Genomic DNA, 16,402 nt, shown 5'->3' with positions numbered 1-16,402 from the left:
TCGGATTCGAAAGTACATATCATGTCTGACCTGCGCGACGCCGCGATGAGCTCTAAAGCCTGGCCTTTTGAAGAAGCGCGCAAGCTTCTCAAACGGTTCGACAAGGGCGCGCCGGAGAAGGGCTATGTGCTGTTTGAAACGGGATACGGGCCAAGCGGTTTGCCCCATATCGGGACGTTCGGGGAGGTGGCGCGGACGACCATGATCCGGCGCGCGTTTGAGGTGATTTCCGACATCCCGACCAAGCTGATCTGCTTCTCCGACGATCTGGACGGGATGCGCAAAGTGCCGGGCAACGTGCCCTCACCGGAACTGTTGGAGCCGCATCTGCAGCGGCCCCTGACGGATGTCCCGGACCCGTTTGGCACGCATGAAAGCTTTGGCGCGCATAACAACGCCAAGCTGAACAGCTTTCTGGACACGTTCGGGTTTGAGTACGAGTTTATCAGCTCGACCGAGTTTTACCGGACCGGCAAGTTTGACGAGATCCTGCTGCGCGCCTGCGAGAAATACGACGCGGTGATGGAGGTGATGCTGAAATCGCTGCGCGAGGAACGGAGGGAGACGTATTCCATCTTCCTGCCGATCCACCCTGAGACGGGGCGGGTGCTGTATGTGCCGATGAAGCATGTGGACGCGGCCAAGGGCGAGGTGACGTTTGACGACGAGGACGGTAAGGAATGGACCCTGCCTGTCACCGGCGGCAACGTGAAGCTGCAGTGGAAACCCGATTTCGGCGCGCGCTGGGCCGCGCTGGACGTCGATTTCGAGATGTACGGCAAGGACCATTCCACGAATACGCCGATCTACGACCGCATTTGCCAAATTCTGGGCGGCAAAAAGCCGGAGCATTTCACGTATGAGCTGTTTCTGGACGCCGACGGGCACAAGATTTCCAAGACCACCGGCAATGGGGTGTCGATTGACGAGTGGCTGACCTATGCCTCGGCGGAGTCGCTGTCGTATTTCATGTACCAAAAGCCCAAGACCGCGAAGCGGATGCATTTTGACGTGATCCCCAAGGCGGTGGACGAGTACCACCAGCAGCTGCGCGGATACGCGGATCAGGACGCCAAGCAGCGGATGGCGAACCCGGTGTTCCACATTCACGGGCACAATGTGCCAGCGTCGAACATGGTGGTGCCGTTTTCCATGCTGCTGAACCTGGCCTCTGTGGCCAATGCCGAAGGCAAGGACCAGCTTTGGGGCTTCATCCAGCGGTATGCGCCTGAGGCCTCGGCCGAGACGCACCCTGATCTGGATCAGGCGGCGGGCTTTGCGGTGGCCTATTACAACGACTTCGTGAAGCCTGCGAAGACCTACCGCGCGGCGAGTGAGCTGGAGCGCGAGGCGTTGCTGGACTTGCGTAGCCAATTGGCCGCGTGGGATGGCGGGTTGGACGCCGAGGCGCTGCAATCGGTGGTGTTCGCCTGCGGGCGGGAGCGGTTTGACCCGCTGCGCGACTGGTTCAAGGCGCTGTACGAGGTGCTGCTGGGCGCATCACAAGGGCCGCGGTTCGGTGGGTTCATTGCCTTGTATGGCGTGGACGAAACCATTGCGTTGATCGATGCGGCTTTGGCGGGCGAGCTGGTTTCCGACTGAGCCATTCGGCCAGGCAATAGATCAGCCGCGGTCCGGGGCCGGAATGTTCCAATAGAAAGGCGTCGATCTCCTGCTGCTGGCGGGATTTTCTGGCATGGGGGAAGGGCCTTTGCCCATTCCCGAGGTTGGGTGTGTTTTTCATGGCGTCTTTCCTCATGACGGTGGGGACTTGACCTGAGGCGACTCTATGGGGTGAGGTGGCCGTGCAAAATGAAACGCTTTGAAGTGATCATTTCATGAATGAAAAGGGCTGGGATGATTTGCAGCTGTTCCTTGCGGTGGCTCGGGAAGGCGGGCTGTCACCGGCGGCGCGGGTGACTGGGCGCAGCCCGGCGACGCTGGGGCGGCGCATGCTGGCATTGGAGCGCAGCCTTGGGCGCGAGCTGTTCAACCGCCATGATCGTGGCTACGCACTGACCGCCGACGCACGGGCTTTGCTGGCAGAGTTGACCGGCGTTGAAGCCCAGATATCACGCGCGACCGCCACCAGCGACGGGCCGGACCTGCCGCTGGTCAAGATTTCGGCTGGCAGCTGGACCACCTTGGCCCTGATGCCGCGCATCGCAGAGATTGCGGGGGACCCGGCGGACACCAGATTGCGCTTTGTCATGAATGAGGCGCAGCTGGACATTGCGCACCGCGAGGTTGTGATCGGGATCCGCAACAGCCGCCCGACCGAGCCGGGGCTGGCGGGGCGCAAACTGGCGCGGGTGGATTTTGTGCCCTACGCGGCCAAAGGGGCCCCGGACCGGTGGATCAAGGTGGTGGCGGACACGCCATCCGCCCGCTGGCTGGACAAAAGCGTGGGCACGGACGCGATTTGCGAGGTGACCGCACCGCGCAACAGCCTTGATCTGGCATTGCAGGGCGTGGGTATGGCGCTGTTGCCGACATTCGTTGGCGACGCCCTACCGCGGTTGCAGCGCCGGGGTGATCCGGTGGCGGAGCTGTCACATGACCGCTGGCTTGCCACCCATGACGACGACCGGCATTTGCCGCATGTGCGCCGGGTGATTGACCGCCTGTGCGACCTGCTTTTGCCCCGAAACGGGCTGGACCGTGCCGAGCCGGGAAATTGACCGTGAAACTTCTTGCTCTAGCTTTACGTGAGTAGGGTAGAGGAGTTCGCCATGAAACAAATGTTCGCCGCCATCACCATGCTGTGCCTTGCCGCCCTGCCGCTGCGGGCGGAGGACGCCAGAACGGGTGCCGTTATCGGCGTGATCCAGAGCCAGCTGGACGCGTTTCAGCAAGATGATTTTGCGAAGGCGTTCACCTTCGCCTCGCCCAGCATCAAGCGGCTGTTTGGCAACCCGGCCAATTTTGAGCGCATGGTGAAGAACGGCTTCCCCATGGTGTGGCGCCCGTCCGAGGTGCAATTTCTGGATTTCGAGGACAAGGCGGGCCAAGTGTCACAAAACGTGTTGTTCCGCGACGCCAACGGCGTGCCGGTCGTGCTGCAATATATCATGGTTGAGACCGAGACCGGCTGGCAAATTGACGGGGTTGTTCCCGTACAAGCGCCTGACGTTGCGGCCTAAGACGACATAATTGGGGGCACCGAACGGTGCCCCGGCCTCATTTAAGACCTCATTAATCCAGCTGCGATACGACCCGCCCGTCAGGACGGCGTGTCCGGCATTTCCAATCAGAGCATCATCAACTCACACGAGCTTGGTTCGGGCCTCATTTGTGCCCCGCGCCGGTTCGGACGCGCCTGTTTATTGGATTGAAAGGGATTTGGATGAACAAGGCGATTACCGAGGGGCTGGTGTTGACGCCGCCTGCATTTGCAAATGGTCTGGACATGTGGTCGCGCGGCGACGGCACGCCCGGCACCCCCACATATGACGGGTTTGCCACAGCAGCCTATGTGCCGGCGGACCAGGATTTCGGCGGCTGCCTTGAGATCCTGAAGACCGAGAACACCCAAAATCTGCGCTACATGGGGGAAACCCCGCTGCTGCCGGGCTGCTATTTGCAGATCAAGGCGCGGGTGAAGGCGATCTCGGGCAACCTGCCGACGGTGCGCATTGCGGCCTTCGCCGGTGGGGCGGGCGGCGCGGCGGTGCCCGGTGTGACGACGACCGGCCCTGCCACCCCGCTGACCGGCTATGGCGACGTGGTCGAGGTGACGGCGATTGTCGGCACCGGGTCGCGCGCAGGCGTCACGCTGCCCTGGGGCACGCAGGCACTGTACGGGCATTTCGGCCTTGACCTGACCGGGTCCAACGGCGGCGTGGTGCGCATCGACGACATCGAGATCACCGACATCACATCCGCCTTTCTGCGCACGATGATGGATTGGGTTGATGTGGCCGATTATGGCGCCGTGGGCGACGGCACGACCGACAACGCCGCCGCGTTTGAGGCAGCGGATGCGGCTGCCAACGGGCGCGAGGTGGTGGTGCCGGAGGGCGTGTATTTCCTTGGGGACAGCGTGACATTTGAGAACCGCGTGCGGTTCCGCGGCACGGTGGCGATGCCGGATGACAAATACCTGGCGCTGAACCAGAATTTTGACTTTGACGCCTATGCCCACGCGTTTGGTGACGAGGTGCTGGGGTTTAAGAAGGCATTTCAGGCGCTGCTGAAGCAATCCAGCCACGAAAGTCTGGACCTGTGCGGGCGGTCCATCGGGCTGCGCGAACCGATTGATATGCAGGCCTGCGTGCCGGATGTGAACGTGTTCAGCTCCCGGCGGGTCATTCGCAACGGGCAGTTTGATGCGATTGCTGACACCGCGTGGGACACCGACACGGTGACCAGCTCTGCCCGGTATCTGCTGTCGGACAAGCGCAAGCTGACCAACGTCGCCAATGTGGCCAACATCGCCGTGGGCAGTCTGGTGATTGGTGCCGGTGTGGGCCGCGAGGTGTACGTCACCGACCGCAACGTGGCCGCCCAAACGCTCGATATCAGCGAGGAGCTGTATGACGCGGTAGGCACCCAGAATTACACCTTCAAGCGGTTCAAATATCTGCTGGATTTCAGCGGGTTCGAAGATTTGGCGCAGTTCAACATCTCGGACGTCGATTTCCGCGGGGACGGGCATGCCAGCTGCGTGATGATATCGAAACAGGGGCTGATCTGGCATTTCCGCGACTGCTATTTCAACAAGCCGCTGGACCGGGGGCTGACCTCGATCGGGCGGGCGTGCCAGGGCATGATGGTGGACCGGTGTCAGTTCATCTCGAACGAGCAGCCGCTGCTGTCGCAGGACCGCGAGGTGATCGGCATGAACATCAACGCCAATGACGCCAAGATCCGCAACAACCGCGCCATCAAATGGGGGCATTGGGCCGTGGTGCACGGGTCGGGCCACATGTTTGCCGGCAACCACTGGTTCCAGGGCGACAACGAGCCGAACGGCACCCGCAAGGCGGGGCTGGTGCTGACGCGGAGCAATTCGAAGATTATCATCAACGGCAACTACATCGACAACAACTTCATCGAGTGGAACAACGAGCATGACGCCGAGCCGGACCAATCCAACGAGCTGAGCTTCGGGTCGCTGTCCATCGTGGGCAACATCTTCACCTGCGCCCGCGTCGGGCCTTGGTTCCGCTGGATTGTGATCAAACCGTTCGGGCCGGGGCATTTCATCAACGGGCTGACGGTGTCGGGCAACACGTTCAAGGCGCTGGACGGCTCCATCGATCGGGTGGATATGATGGATGACAGCATTGCGGCGCTCGATTTTTCGCGGACCCGCAACATCGAATGGACCGGCAACACCTACCATTCCGTGGACCAATGGACCGCCAGCCCCGCCATGCTGCAATTCACCGAGAACACCGAGATCCAGACCTGGACCTGCGACTTTACCGATTGGATGCCGTTTGGCGGCCGGGTACGCAACGTCACCGGCGTGGTGGCGGACGGGCCCTTGCGCAACGCGGGCAATGTGAAGCAATACGCCACACCTTATAGCGAGCCAGAGAAGGGCACTGGCGGCGGGCAGGTCTGGCTGACATGGCCGTCCGCGTTGAAGGGCAAGGTCAATGTGGTGGGCCGGATGGACAACCCGTTCTAGGGGGCTTGTATGGCTGTCTGCCCCTGCTGCGGCGGGGGCAGGTTCGCCGTCAGGATGCGGGCGCTAAAGTATTGCTCAGCCCTGTCGAGGCATTGTTCCACCGGTTGAAACCAACCGTCTATGGTGGGCGTGGCATAGTCCTGCCGCGCCATTTCCAGTTTGTGGGCCTTGCGGACCTGCCGTTGCAGGTGCCGGATGCGACGTAGCTGGGTGGCGGATTGGTCCGGGGACGGGCCGAGCCCCGCCAATGTCCGCGCCTCCCCGATCTGGGACCAGATGGTGGCGATGAACGCCCCGTGGCGCAGGGCGAGTGGGTCTGTGTCGGGCATTGCATCCTCCGCTTTGGCCGGTTGGTGCAGGCTGAGCGGATTCGGGTTGCGGTTTGGTTAAGCCAGGGGTTGCACGCCCTCCACGAAGGCGATCACCTTTGCGTCGGGCATCTCGCAGGGCTTGAGCAGCGGGCCGGATGCAAGGCGGTAGAGGTTGAGGGAGATGTAGTCGGTGCCGCCGAGTTCTTCCGCCACCAGCTTTTGCGCCTTTCCCTCCGACAGCGCGGATTTGGTGACGATGTAGGGGCGGTCTTGGTAGGTGGCCTTGAAGGTGCCTGCGGGCAGCGCGTCGAAGGCTTTGAGGAACCGGGGGGTCATGCGCCCGCCGTGACCTCGCATTTTCGGAACTCAGCGGTGGGTTCCGCCGCGCCATTCAGCGGGAAGGTGATCGTGGTGGTGCCGAGTATCGCCTGCGCCGTGTCATTGAATTGCAGCCCGTCGAGCACGTTGCCGAAGCCAGAGTCCTGCGCCGTGACGGCGGTGCTGTCGTCGTTGAACGTATGGCGGTTGGTGGAGATCACGCGGCCGGCGGGGCCGATGAAGCGCATGGTGAAGGGGTCTACATTTGGCAGCGGCGAGGCGCGGCTGACGGTGACGGAGTAGAGCGGTTTGGCGGGGTCGTAGGTGAGTTCGATTTTTGCGTTGGGCGTCTCGTGGGAGAGGCGGCAGATCAGGCCGGGGGTGAAGGTCCAAGCGTGGGCTTGGATGGGCAAGAGGCCGAGGAGGAGGGCGAGGCGCATGACAGGAGTGTAGGGCGTGGCGGCGGCGGGGTGAACCCCGCTCTACGGTGTGTCATTTGTTTGATCTCGGTGTCATCCCCGCGAAAGCGGGGAGCCAGATGTTATGGGGCGCATCGTTCGTCGAGGTCCCCGCTTTCGCGGGGATGACGGGTGGTGGTGCGTGATCTTGAGCATCTCTTCTATCAACAAAGGTTCAGCGTAGCATTGAAAGAGCCTTTGTCGCATCGAGGATCAAGCTCGAAACTTGCATGTCACGAAACCTGTTTACACGAGTGTATTGGCTGCTCTCCGCAATCGATTGCGTCTGTATGAGCGATTTTTCGACAATTCGCGGGAGGCCTGCTAACTCTATGCTCCAACTCAATGCTGGGACGTGGCTGAACCCTGTTCTGAATTCATGCAGTCTAAAGAGGTCTTTTGCGAGCGCATCCTCAGACTTTTCATATTCCTCTGAAGTTTTTGGAATATTGATTGTGAGAGGCGGCGGTAGTCGGCGTAAAAGGCCCGGCAAATTCTGAAGCATGGTTGGCGGGTAAGGCAGCGACTTTGGTGGCTGTTGGTTTTGTGCCTCAGCTACTGTAATGTCAGACTTTTGGTTCAGATAAGCCAGATTTTGTTTCTCATTCTTTTCCGTCAGTGCGCCGCCTCCATGTGACTTGGTCAGTAGGCAAACGCATGCTCCCTGCAAAGCGGAGTGCGTGTTCAAGATAACGCTTTTCCAGAACAATGGATTTGAAGGAAGCTGCGCCAAAGCGACGTTAAGTGCTAGAAGGCTGCTCTCTACATCAACGAATTCGTCAAAGGTTACATATCCGTCAGCCACAGAGTTACGTTGTCCTCTTCCTACCCTTAACGCCACCTCTTTGCCCCGGCCTGCCTGCGGTAGACCGTCCGGCCATTTTCTTCTGATCGCTGACTGCTTTCTCGACGGCATACTGACGCGCAAGTGGATCATCTGACACGACCAGATCGACGGTTTCCAACCGCTTCACCTCGTCCCTCAACCGGGCGGCTTCTTCGAACTCCAGGTTCTCCGCCGCCTTGCGCATGTCGGTGCGGAGGCCGTCTAGGACGGCTTGCAGGTTGGCTCCGGCCAGAGGCGCATCAATCGTGGCGGTGACGCGGTTCATGTCTACGTCGCCTTTGTAGAGGCCGGCGAGGACGTCCTCGACATTCTTCTTGACGGTCTCCGGCGTGATGCCGTGTTCCTCGTTATAGGCGATCTGTTTGGCGCGGCGGCGTTCGGTTTCGCCCATGGCGCGCTCCATCGAGCCGGTGATTTTGTCGGCATACATGATGACGCGCCCGTCGGCGTTGCGCGCGGCGCGGCCGATGGTTTGGATGAGGGAGGTTTCCGAGCGCAGGAAGCCTTCCTTGTCGGCATCCAGAATGGCGACGAGGCCACATTCGGGGATGTCGAGACCCTCGCGCAGAAGGTTGATGCCGATCAGCACGTCGAAAGCGCCGAGGCGCAGGTCGCGCAGGATTTCGATGCGTTCGATCGTGTCGATATCGGAGTGCATGTAGCGGACTTTGATGCCGTTTTCATGCAGGTATTCGGTCAGATCCTCGGCCATGCGCTTGGTCAAAGTGGTGACCAGCGTGCGCATGCCTTTGGCGGTGACGGCGCGGATTTCGTCCATGACATCATCGACTTGCGTCTCGACTGGTCTGATTTCGATGACCGGATCCAGAAGGCCGGTGGGGCGGATGACCTGCTCGACGAAGACGCCGCCGGTTTGTTCGATCTCCCACGCGGCGGGGGTGGCGGAGACGAAGACGGATTGCGGGCGCATGGCATCCCATTCCTCGAACTTGAGTGGCCGGTTGTCCATGCACGACGGCAGGCGGAAGCCGTGTTCGGCCAGCGTGAATTTGCGCCGGTAGTCGCCCCGGTACATGCCGCCGATCTGGGGGACGGAGACGTGGGATTCATCGGCGAAAACGATGGCGTTGTCGGGGATGAATTCGAACAGGGTCGGGGGGGGCTCGCCCGGCGCGCGGCCCGTGAGGTAGCGGGAGTAGTTTTCGATGCCGTTACAGACGCCGGTGGCTTCCAGCATTTCGAGGTCGAAATTTGTGCGTTGTTCCAAGCGCTGGGCTTCGAGCAGTTTGCCGTCATCGACGAGTTGCGGCAGGCGCTGGGCAAGTTCGTTTTTGATGCCGAGAATGGCCTGCTGCATGGTCGGGCGCGGGGTGACGTAGTGGGAGTTGGCGTAGATGCGGACGCGCTCGAACGTGTCGGTTTTCTGGCCGGTGAGCGGGTCGAATTCGACGATGGTTTCCAGCTCTTCGCCGAAGAAGGAGAGGCGCCATGCGCGGTCGTCGAGGTGGGCGGGCCAGACTTCGAGAGAGTCGCCGCGCACGCGGAAGGTGCCGCGTTGGAAGGCCTGATCGTTGCGTTTATATTGTTGAGCGACGAGGTCGGCGATGACTTTGCGTTGTTCATATTCATTGCCTGCATGCAGGTCTTGGGTCATGGCGCCGTAGGTTTCGACCGAGCCGATGCCGTAGATGCAGGAGACGGAGGCCACGATGATGACGTCGTCACGTTCCAGCAGCGCGCGGGTGGCCGAATGGCGCATGCGGTCGATCTGCTCGTTAATCTGGCTTTCTTTTTCGATGTAGGTGTCGGAGCGCGCGACATAGGCCTCTGGCTGGTAGTAGTCGTAATAGGAGACGAAATACTCGACCGCGTTTTCAGGGAAGAAGCCTTTGAATTCGCCGTAGAGCTGGGCGGCCAGCGTCTTGTTGGGGGCGAGGATGATCGCGGGGCGCTGCGTTTCCTCGATCAGCTTGGCCATGGTGAAGGTCTTGCCGGTGCCGGTCGCGCCTAGCAGCACCTGATCGCGGTCGCCCTCGTTGATGCCTTGGGTCAGTTCGGCGATGGCGGTGGGCTGGTCGCCTGCGGGCTCAAATTCCGTGTGCAGCTTGAATTCGATCCCGCCTTCCATCTTGTCGCGCGTTTTGACGTCCGGGGCCGGGTGGCTCAGGATCGGCTGCTGGGTGGGCATGGCTTCGGGCGAATTGTTGTGCATCTGGCGAATCCCTTCGGGTCCCACCATAGATGACCTGAATGGCGGGGTCTTCAAGGGGCAAGGGAGGCTGATGACAGCAGGTGTCAGCAGCGATAGGGACCTATTTTCAGAATTTGCCGGGTTGTCCGATGGCGCGGATATCGGGTAGTGATGTGGCGCAAGTTTCAGGAGCCTTTCACATGCGCGCACGTATTTACCAGCCAGCCAGAACCGCCATGTCGTCAGGGCAGGCGAAGACCAAGGGCTGGGTGCTGGAATTTGTGAATGAGACGGGGCGTGACGTGGACCCGTTGATGGGGTGGACCTCGTCAAGCGACACCCAGGCGCAGGTGAAGATGTCGTTTGACAGCAAAGAGGCCGCGTTGGACTACGCCAAGGACAAAGGCATCGACGCGGTTGTCACCGAGCCCAAGAAGCGCAAGCCGGTGATCCGGCAAGGCGGCTATGGCGAAAACTTCGCCACCGGCCGGCGCAGCGTCTGGACGCATTGAGCTGATCTTATTGAGCGCCCCTGCGGGCCGCGCTTGATGCCCCTCCCTTACGGTCGGGTTGTCTAGGGCTTCGCCCTCTGGATTGGCCTGCGGCCATGCCATTCACCCAGCATATTTTTGGCAGAAAGAAGCCGCTTTAGCCGCCGTAGAAGTAACGTGTGATGTGGAAGAAGATGGGGGCTGCGAAAACCACGCTGTCCATTTGATCGACGAAGCCGCCTTGGCCCGGGATCAGGTGACCCCAGTTCTTGACGCCGCGATCGGCCTTGATGGCGGCCAGCACCAGCGCGCCGCCGACGCCCACAAGGTAGATGATGGCCGCAATAAGGGCTGCGACCACCGGGTTGAACGGCGTGATCCAGAACAAGAGGAACCCGACACCGGCGGCGAAGGCGGTGCCGCAGGCGACACCCTCGCGGGTTTTGGGGGAAACTGTTTTGGCGATGCGCGATTTGCCGACACGCTTGCCCGTGTAGTATTCCGCCAGATCGCCAAGTTGCACCACGAGCACCAGAAAAGCGATGAGCAGCACCGACCGTCCCGTGGAGCCGTTCACATCCAGCGTGACCAGCGCGGGGATATGGCTGACACAGAACACGCAGATCATCAGGCCCCATTGGGTTTCCGAGATGCGCGACAGGAAATTGTTCCCCGCCCCGCGCATCACCGACAGGATGGGCAGGATCAAGAATGCGTAGATTGGGATAAAGACCGAGAAGAGGCCGGCATTGCCCCACCAGATGAAGATGAATTGAAGTGGGAAGACCACGTAGAAGGCGGCGATCAGCGCCCAGTGGTCGGCCTTGGTCTTGCGGGTGAGCGTCAGGAATTCCCGCAGCGCGGCGAAGCTGGCAAAGGCGAAGAGGATGATAACGCCCGTGGGGCCTATCAGCAGCGCGATGGCCAGCAGGAACACCATGGCCCACCATGAATGCAGGCGCGTGACGTAGGTTTCCACGGTTGGGTGCGTGCCGCGCGGGGCGAGGCGCAGCCGCAGGATTTCGCCTGCAATGGTCGCGATGATCAAAAGCGCGCAGGCGGCACCGAAAAGGAGGAAGATGGACGAAGAGGTCTCTGTTGGCATGTCGGGTATCATGCCGCGTCCTCCCGCCTTGGCATAAGAGCGACAAGCGCGTTGGAGGCGCGGGTCAGGAACGCATCCTTGTCTTCATCCTTGGCGACATGCATGGCCTCGCCGAAAATCACAGTGCAGCCCAGGGGCACCGGGATCACCTCGCCCGAGGGCATGACCGAATTGATATTGTCGATCCATGTGGGGACCAGATCCACATGCGGGCGTTCCTTGGCGATGTTGTAGAGGCCCGCCTTGAACTTCATCAGCGGGTCATCGGAGCGGTTGCGGCCGCCTTCGGGGAAGATGATGATGGAGGACCCCTCATCCAATGCGGCGACAATTTTGGCAATCGGGTCCTCGGTCTGATGCTCAGACCGGCGGTCGATCAGGACGGCGCGGAAGACTTCAGGGCCGATGAAGGCGCGGGCTTTGGTTTTCAGCCAATAGTCAGCGGCGGCAACGGGGCGGGTGACGCGCCTGAGCGCGGGGGGCAGCACGGTCCACACAATGGGCAGATCGGCGTTGGAGGTGTGGTTGGCAAAGTAGATGCGCTGCTTGTTCACCGGCTCAATGCCGCGCCAATCGGCGCGGGCCGACGTGATGAATTGCGCGAAGAGGGCAAGGAACTGTCCGGCGATATTGGCGAGGATGCGACGCATTGGGTCTTCTTCTTGTTGGCTTTTGGCAGCGTGGCGGTGCGGGACGCGTTTTTCAAGAAAAACCGCGCCCCCGCTAATGATGCAGGGGCGCGGAGGCTGCTCTAATTTGGGGGAGGGACAGGCGAGCAGCCCTTTTCCAGGTGCCGTTTAGGCGGCTTTGTCGGTGGAGACGTAGTCCTCCAGAAGCTTCTCGTTGCGGGCGGCCTCGATCCGCTGGATGCGGTCAGCCGCGATGCGCTCGTCGAAGCGGTATTTCACGAAGTTGATCAGGCTGACGCACAGCATCAGGACGGCGATGGCCCAGTAGCCTTTGGTGGACAGCGGCACGTCGGGCGACATGTAGAGGCTGAGGGCCAACATGGCCAAGGCGACGAGGGCGCCGGCCAGGTTCACCAGCATGATCAGGGCGTTGTCGTTATTCGAGTTAGAACCAAACATTTGCGTATTCCTTTGATGTATTGCGAAGTTGACCAGAGGTGGCCGTTACTTGGATTTCAGGCGCTTCAGGACGTCCGCGCCGGTTGTTTTGTTCGCCGCGCCGTAGCCGTTCTCGGCCATGCGGTCGGCGAGGGTGTCGTGGCTTAGGCCGCGATTGATCTCGGTCAGGATTTCCGACTGCTCAAACGGGTCCTCTTTGCCCAGAACTTGGGCGATCAGCTCTTCGGCCTCCTCCACGCTCGATTGGGAGCGGATGGTGGTGTTGAGGCGCGATTGGATCTGCTGCTCGTGGCGCACGGCTTTGGCAGAGATTAGGCCCTGTTTCAGGTCCACGATGCGGCGGTGGCCGACCTCGACCGAGTGCTGCAGCTGGCTGATACGCTGATCCAGGCGGGCGACGGTTTGACGGCGGCCTTCCAGTTCGTTTTCCAGCGAGGCGATGGCGTCGGCGGCTTGTGCAGCCATATCGTCATTGCCGTCTTTCAGCGCCATTTTTGCGCGGGTGGTCAGGTCGGTGATGCGGGTTTGAACGCTTTGCACCTGTTTCGTTTCAGCGCGCTGGCGCTGGATGAGGGAGGCAAGCGTGCCTTTGGCCGCATGCAGGGAGGCTTGAGCTTCCCGAATTTTCTGCTCGATCAGTTCGATCGCGTAGGTGTCGCGAACCCGCTCTTCTGCGCGGGCATTGGCGCCAACCATCAGAGTTCTCAGTGTTCCAAACATTATCAGTCTCCAGTGATGCGTTTTCGTGAACGCTGTTCATGAATTGAACATGAGCGATTCGTGAACGCAGTTCAAGAAAAAACATGAACGCCGTTCAGAAAATTGGAGATTCAGACGCTAAGTTACTGAGAATAAGAGAAATCATTCTTTCAAGTTGGTCCGTCGGTACGGCCGAAATACGCTTTTCGAGGCCCAAAAGCACGATTCCATGGATGGAAGAGAACAGCCCGCGGGTCATCAACATGATGTCCTCGCGGCTCATATCGGGGAAATTGCGCATCAACGGCTTGGCGATGAGGGTCAGCAATTGCTCCATCTCGGTGAGATACCATTCGGGCACGTCCTGGTCGGTGGACATTTCCAGATCAAAGAGGGTCCGCCACGCGTGGGTGTTGGTCATGGCAAAATCTAAGTACGCATGCGCCATGGTGATCAGCGTGAAGACGGGGTCGTCGGCCTCGGGGTGCGCGTTCACCGATTCCTGCACATGGGTGCCCAGCCGTTTGAATGTGCGGCCGTTCACCGCCATGACCAGATCGTTGAGATCGCCGAAGACATTATAGATGGCCCCAACCGCGCAGCCCGCGTCTTTGGCCAGATCGCGGGCGCGGATGGCTTCAATGCCACCAGAGATGATGCGCTGTTCGCCGATGTCGATCAGCTTGCGGCGCAGATCCTCGCGCTTCTTTTGAACTTTGCCCACCATGGCGGCCCCGTTTTTTCTGAACTGCGTTCAGGTTTAGGAGGCGGTGCGGCAAAAGGAAAGGGTTGCGTTTGGGGCAGGGCCGCCGCAAAACCAAACCCAGCGGTCCCTTAGCTCAACTGGATAGAGCAACTGCCTTCTAAGCAGTAGGCTGCAGGTTCGAGTCCTGCAGGGATCGCCAGCCCAGCTATTTTTTGATCGCATCGAAGGCGAGGTCATACTCCGCCTCGCTTAGGGTTTCGCCGCGGTCTTCCTTCGTGTCGATAAATTCAGAGAAATCGCCGATCCGGTCTTCATACGACATATCCCTCTCGTTCAGCTCTTCAACATAGGCCAATGCTTTATCAAGCATGGACATTTTGCCCTTTTCTTTGATGACCGGTTTGGGACGGCTGGCAGCCTTTGCTGCGGCACGATTTGCCCTGAGCCGGTCGGCCAGTTCGGCGTTCTGCTTGATGGTGTTGGCGTTTTGACCCGAGCCGCTTCCGCCCGAGCCGTGGCCCGATGTGGCCCCGCCAGCGGCGGCAATCTCCGCCGCTGAATAGTGCTGGCTGATGCTGGTGTAGCTTACACCCTTCTTCCCGCCGCCTCCGCTTTTCTTCTTCTTCTTGCCGCAGAGCTGCATGGTGGTGTCTGATCGCGGGGCCCTCTTCTTCAGCAGCGGCAACCGTTCCGCTTTGCCCTTGTCGTGGTACTCTTTCAGATCGCGGCCCTGAATGCCGGCGCGGACCGTTTTGCTGGCGCCGACCGCGACGGTCGCAATGCCGCCGGCTTTGGTGAGCCCCTCGGTCAGGGCGCTGGGGGCGTGGCCCGCAATCGCGTCGCCGGCGCGGCCGAAGGTCGAGACGCCCAGCGCAACCACCAGCCCGGCCTCCGCGGCCTGCAGCAGCATGGACAAGAACATCAGCCCCTTGCGCAAATTGGAGTTCGGGTTGTCGCGCATCAGGTCTGTTGCGATGGTGATCGCGGCGCGCAGCGTCTTGATCGCGCCGAACGCGATGACCTTGGGGTCCTTCATCCATGCGCCGCTTCCCAGCGCCAGAAGCCCCTCCAGACTGCGCAATGTGTTCAGCAGGACCAGACGTTTCCCGGTTGGTCTGGTTTCGTTGCCCAGCGCGTCCTTGGCGGGCCAGGTGAAGATGCCGCGCAAAATCTTGGCCGCGCCCGCAAAAGCGCCAAGCATGGCGGGCCAGAACGCAATGCCGGCGGTCAGCTTCATCGCGCCGATCCCCGCCGCGACCGTCAGAACGCCTTCGCTCACCAGCAGGATTGACGTGACCTGAGCCCATGAGGGCCAAAACTGCATGGTGCCGCCAGCAAACTGCGTCACCACCATGCGGTCACCAGCGGCCACGGCCCCATGCGCGATACCCCGGCGCTGCATCGTGCCGCGCCACTGCGCGTAGTCAGCCACCGGCATGGACACGGATTGCACCCCCAAAGCGGACAGCCCGTCATGGGTGGGGGCCTTTGGGTAGGCATGCAGCGCCATCAGCTGCGCGGGCTGGTCGCCGCGCGGGTTTTGCAGCGCGGCGGGGGATGCGGAGGTTTTCAGCTGCGCCGCCCTGGCGCCCATCACGTCGGCCTCATGCTCCAGCGAAGCATCATCATTGATCGCCACGCCCTTGGCCTGCATCGTCGGCTTCACCCGGCCCTGCGCCTGCTGGACGACATGCCACGCCTCATGCGGCAGGTGCCTGTCCTGACCCGGTGCCAAATGGATGGTGCTGCCCTGCGCGTAGGCATGCGCGCCAACCTGGGCCGGTTTGTCGGAATTGCGGTGCACCTTGACGTGGCCCATGGACAGGCCGGACAGGGCTTCGATCCCCGATTGCAATTGCTTTGGCAGACCGCCCGGGTTCGCGACCCGCTGCAGCGCCTGCATGTCTTTGATCGTGGCGCTGCTGTTGGCCTTGCGTTGCAGCGCGGCCAGCTTTTCCGGCCCGGGACGGGCGGATTTGAAAGTTGCGGGTTGCGGGGGGTGATTTTCAGGCGAAGCGCGGTCGAACATGTCTCAGGGCCCCAAAAAATAGAAGTAAAATAATACCCCTATCTTACGCGTCGCCCGTCAATCCGTCCACGAATTTAAGTGTAATGCGACCAGCGGCTTGGCGCGTGCCTTCAGGTTTTGCGCAGCCGGATCACCACGTCGACCTTGGCAATCTCGGTGCCATCGGGGGCATCCGGAAGCCCGGCGATTTCCAGCTGCTCCTTGGGGGCGTCCGTCAATTCGCGGCTGTCTTCCCAGAAGAAGTGCGGGTGGTCGTCAATACGGGTGTCGAAGTAGGATTTTGTGCCGTCCACCATCACCTCGCGGATGAGCCCTGCGTCGCAGAAGGCCCGCAATGTGTTGTAGACGGTCGCCAGCGACACGGTGTCGGCGCAACCCTCGGTCGACGCGTGCAGGCTTTCAGCCGTCACATGGCGGTTTTGCCCGTCACCCACCAACAGCTCCGCCAGCGTCAGACGTTGGCGGGTCGGGCGAAGCCCTGCGCCTGCCAGCCATTCCGTGCTGCGTTTCATCGTCTCGGTGGTCATCTCAGGTGCGTCCCTTGCGTGCCTTACCCCTTA

The 16,402-nt window shown here is 61.0% G+C and carries 17 protein-coding genes and 1 tRNA gene; 6 read left to right on the top strand and 12 right to left on the bottom strand.

Annotated elements, in window-relative coordinates; translation table 11 throughout:
* Positions 1-21 precede the first annotated feature (21 nt).
* The 4 genes from Q0899_RS11550 (at position 22) to Q0899_RS11535 (ending at position 5,638) form a co-directional block, all read left to right on the top strand.
* Positions 22-1,602 carry a lysine--tRNA ligase gene (locus Q0899_RS11550; RefSeq protein WP_298362151.1) on the top strand — a complete coding sequence of 527 codons (1,581 nt, stop codon included), beginning with the start codon at positions 22-24 and terminating at the stop codon, positions 1,600-1,602.
* A 236-nt stretch (positions 1,603-1,838) separates the two neighbouring features.
* Positions 1,839-2,681, top strand: coding sequence for a LysR family transcriptional regulator (locus Q0899_RS11545; protein WP_299192950.1), 843 nt, complete (start codon positions 1,839-1,841; stop codon positions 2,679-2,681).
* A gap of 51 nt (positions 2,682-2,732) precedes the next feature.
* The gene (locus Q0899_RS11540) at positions 2,733-3,143 is read left to right on the top strand and encodes a DUF4864 domain-containing protein (RefSeq protein ID WP_299192948.1); all 411 of its coding nucleotides are present in this window, start codon (positions 2,733-2,735) and stop codon (positions 3,141-3,143) included.
* A 203-nt stretch (positions 3,144-3,346) separates the two neighbouring features.
* On the top strand, positions 3,347-5,638 hold the full coding sequence (locus tag Q0899_RS11535; RefSeq protein WP_299192946.1) for a glycosyl hydrolase family 28-related protein: 2,292 nt from the start codon (positions 3,347-3,349) through the stop codon (positions 5,636-5,638).
* Here Q0899_RS11535 and Q0899_RS11530 read toward each other — a convergent pair.
* The 5 genes from Q0899_RS11530 to uvrB form a co-directional block, all read right to left on the bottom strand.
* A complete protein-coding gene (locus Q0899_RS11530; RefSeq protein ID WP_299192944.1) occupies positions 5,635-5,967 on the bottom strand; it encodes a hypothetical protein in 333 nt (110 codons plus the stop codon). The genes Q0899_RS11535 and Q0899_RS11530 overlap by 4 nt on opposite strands.
* A 57-nt stretch (positions 5,968-6,024) precedes the next feature.
* Entirely contained in the window at positions 6,025-6,285 is a 261-nt protein-coding gene (locus Q0899_RS11525; RefSeq protein WP_298293976.1) for a hypothetical protein, read from the bottom strand.
* Positions 6,282-6,707, bottom strand: a complete 426-nt coding sequence (locus Q0899_RS11520) for a hypothetical protein (protein WP_299192941.1) — start codon at positions 6,705-6,707, stop codon at positions 6,282-6,284. Before Q0899_RS11520 ends, Q0899_RS11525 begins: the two co-directional genes overlap by 4 nt.
* Positions 6,708-6,900: 193 nt before the next feature.
* The gene (locus tag Q0899_RS11515; protein WP_299192939.1) at positions 6,901-7,530 is read right to left on the bottom strand and encodes a hypothetical protein; all 630 of its coding nucleotides are present in this window, start codon (positions 7,528-7,530) and stop codon (positions 6,901-6,903) included.
* Between the two features lie 4 nt (positions 7,531-7,534).
* Positions 7,535-9,721 carry an excinuclease ABC subunit UvrB gene (gene uvrB / locus Q0899_RS11510; protein WP_299195358.1) on the bottom strand — a complete coding sequence of 729 codons (2,187 nt, stop codon included), beginning with the start codon at positions 9,719-9,721 and terminating at the stop codon, positions 7,535-7,537.
* 203 nt (positions 9,722-9,924) lie between these two features.
* On the opposite strand from uvrB, the gene Q0899_RS11505 reads away from it, so the two are divergent.
* Positions 9,925-10,236, top strand: a complete 312-nt coding sequence (locus Q0899_RS11505) for an ETC complex I subunit (protein WP_299192937.1) — start codon at positions 9,925-9,927, stop codon at positions 10,234-10,236.
* A gap of 136 nt (positions 10,237-10,372) precedes the next feature.
* Here Q0899_RS11505 and Q0899_RS11500 read toward each other — a convergent pair whose 3' ends face one another.
* The 5 genes from Q0899_RS11500 to Q0899_RS11480 form a co-directional block, all read right to left on the bottom strand.
* Positions 10,373-11,320 (bottom strand): phosphatidate cytidylyltransferase, encoded by a 948-nt coding sequence (locus Q0899_RS11500; RefSeq protein WP_299192934.1) that lies wholly within the window; start codon positions 11,318-11,320, stop codon positions 10,373-10,375.
* Positions 11,321-11,328: 8 nt separating this feature from the next.
* Complete coding sequence (locus Q0899_RS11495) at positions 11,329-11,970, bottom strand: 1-acyl-sn-glycerol-3-phosphate acyltransferase (RefSeq protein WP_299192932.1); 642 nt, start codon at positions 11,968-11,970, stop codon at positions 11,329-11,331.
* 147 nt (positions 11,971-12,117) lie between these two features.
* Complete coding sequence (locus tag Q0899_RS11490) at positions 12,118-12,408, bottom strand: hypothetical protein (protein ID WP_298293958.1); 291 nt, start codon at positions 12,406-12,408, stop codon at positions 12,118-12,120.
* A gap of 45 nt (positions 12,409-12,453) precedes the next feature.
* Positions 12,454-13,128 carry a PspA/IM30 family protein gene (locus Q0899_RS11485; RefSeq protein WP_298293955.1) on the bottom strand — a complete coding sequence of 225 codons (675 nt, stop codon included), beginning with the start codon at positions 13,126-13,128 and terminating at the stop codon, positions 12,454-12,456.
* 94 nt (positions 13,129-13,222) lie between these two features.
* Positions 13,223-13,834: a TetR/AcrR family transcriptional regulator gene (locus tag Q0899_RS11480; RefSeq protein ID WP_298293952.1), complete on the bottom strand. Its 612-nt coding sequence runs from the start codon at positions 13,832-13,834 to the stop codon at positions 13,223-13,225.
* A gap of 101 nt (positions 13,835-13,935) precedes the next feature.
* On the opposite strand from Q0899_RS11480, the gene Q0899_RS11475 reads away from it, so the two are divergent.
* Positions 13,936-14,012 (top strand) — tRNA-Arg (locus Q0899_RS11475).
* A gap of 6 nt (positions 14,013-14,018) precedes the next feature.
* Here the strand turns inward: Q0899_RS11475 and Q0899_RS11470 are convergent.
* Together Q0899_RS11470 and irrA are read right to left on the bottom strand one after the other, a co-directional pair.
* A complete protein-coding gene (locus Q0899_RS11470; protein ID WP_299192928.1) occupies positions 14,019-15,842 on the bottom strand; it encodes a DUF4157 domain-containing protein in 1,824 nt (607 codons plus the stop codon).
* Between the two features lie 110 nt (positions 15,843-15,952).
* Positions 15,953-16,369, bottom strand: a complete 417-nt coding sequence (gene irrA, locus Q0899_RS11465) for an iron response transcriptional regulator IrrA (RefSeq protein ID WP_298293947.1) — start codon at positions 16,367-16,369, stop codon at positions 15,953-15,955.
* Positions 16,370-16,402: the final 33 nt, after the last annotated feature.

It is taken from the genome of uncultured Litoreibacter sp. (assembly GCF_947501785.1).
Classification (GTDB): Bacteria; Pseudomonadota; Alphaproteobacteria; order Rhodobacterales; family Rhodobacteraceae; genus Litoreibacter.
This window is presented reverse-complemented; position numbering and strand designations above follow the sequence as displayed.

Bases quoted from the DNA above. Each gene is read 5' to 3' on its own strand.
- Q0899_RS11550 (WP_298362151.1), top strand. From the start codon at position 22: ATGTCTGACCTGCGCGACGCCGCGATGAGCTCTAAAGCCTGGCCTTTT.
- Q0899_RS11545 (WP_299192950.1), top strand. From the start codon at position 1,839: ATGAATGAAAAGGGCTGGGATGATTTGCAGCTGTTCCTTGCGGTGGCT.
- Q0899_RS11540 (WP_299192948.1), top strand. From the start codon at position 2,733: ATGAAACAAATGTTCGCCGCCATCACCATGCTGTGCCTTGCCGCCCTG.
- Q0899_RS11535 (WP_299192946.1), top strand. From the start codon at position 3,347: ATGAACAAGGCGATTACCGAGGGGCTGGTGTTGACGCCGCCTGCATTT.
- Q0899_RS11530 (WP_299192944.1), bottom strand. From the start codon at position 5,967: ATGCCCGACACAGACCCACTCGCCCTGCGCCACGGGGCGTTCATCGCC.
- Q0899_RS11525 (WP_298293976.1), bottom strand. From the start codon at position 6,285: ATGACCCCCCGGTTCCTCAAAGCCTTCGACGCGCTGCCCGCAGGCACC.
- Q0899_RS11520 (WP_299192941.1), bottom strand. From the start codon at position 6,707: ATGCGCCTCGCCCTCCTCCTCGGCCTCTTGCCCATCCAAGCCCACGCT.
- uvrB (WP_299195358.1), bottom strand. From the start codon at position 9,721: ATGCCCACCCAGCAGCCGATCCTGAGCCACCCGGCCCCGGACGTCAAA.
- Q0899_RS11505 (WP_299192937.1), top strand. From the start codon at position 9,925: ATGCGCGCACGTATTTACCAGCCAGCCAGAACCGCCATGTCGTCAGGG.
- Q0899_RS11500 (WP_299192934.1), bottom strand. From the start codon at position 11,320: ATGCCAACAGAGACCTCTTCGTCCATCTTCCTCCTTTTCGGTGCCGCC.
- Q0899_RS11495 (WP_299192932.1), bottom strand. From the start codon at position 11,970: ATGCGTCGCATCCTCGCCAATATCGCCGGACAGTTCCTTGCCCTCTTC.
- Q0899_RS11490 (WP_298293958.1), bottom strand. From the start codon at position 12,408: ATGTTTGGTTCTAACTCGAATAACGACAACGCCCTGATCATGCTGGTG.
- Q0899_RS11485 (WP_298293955.1), bottom strand. From the start codon at position 13,128: ATGTTTGGAACACTGAGAACTCTGATGGTTGGCGCCAATGCCCGCGCA.
- Q0899_RS11480 (WP_298293952.1), bottom strand. From the start codon at position 13,834: ATGGTGGGCAAAGTTCAAAAGAAGCGCGAGGATCTGCGCCGCAAGCTG.
- Q0899_RS11470 (WP_299192928.1), bottom strand. From the start codon at position 15,842: ATGTTCGACCGCGCTTCGCCTGAAAATCACCCCCCGCAACCCGCAACT.
- irrA (WP_298293947.1), bottom strand. From the start codon at position 16,369: ATGACCACCGAGACGATGAAACGCAGCACGGAATGGCTGGCAGGCGCA.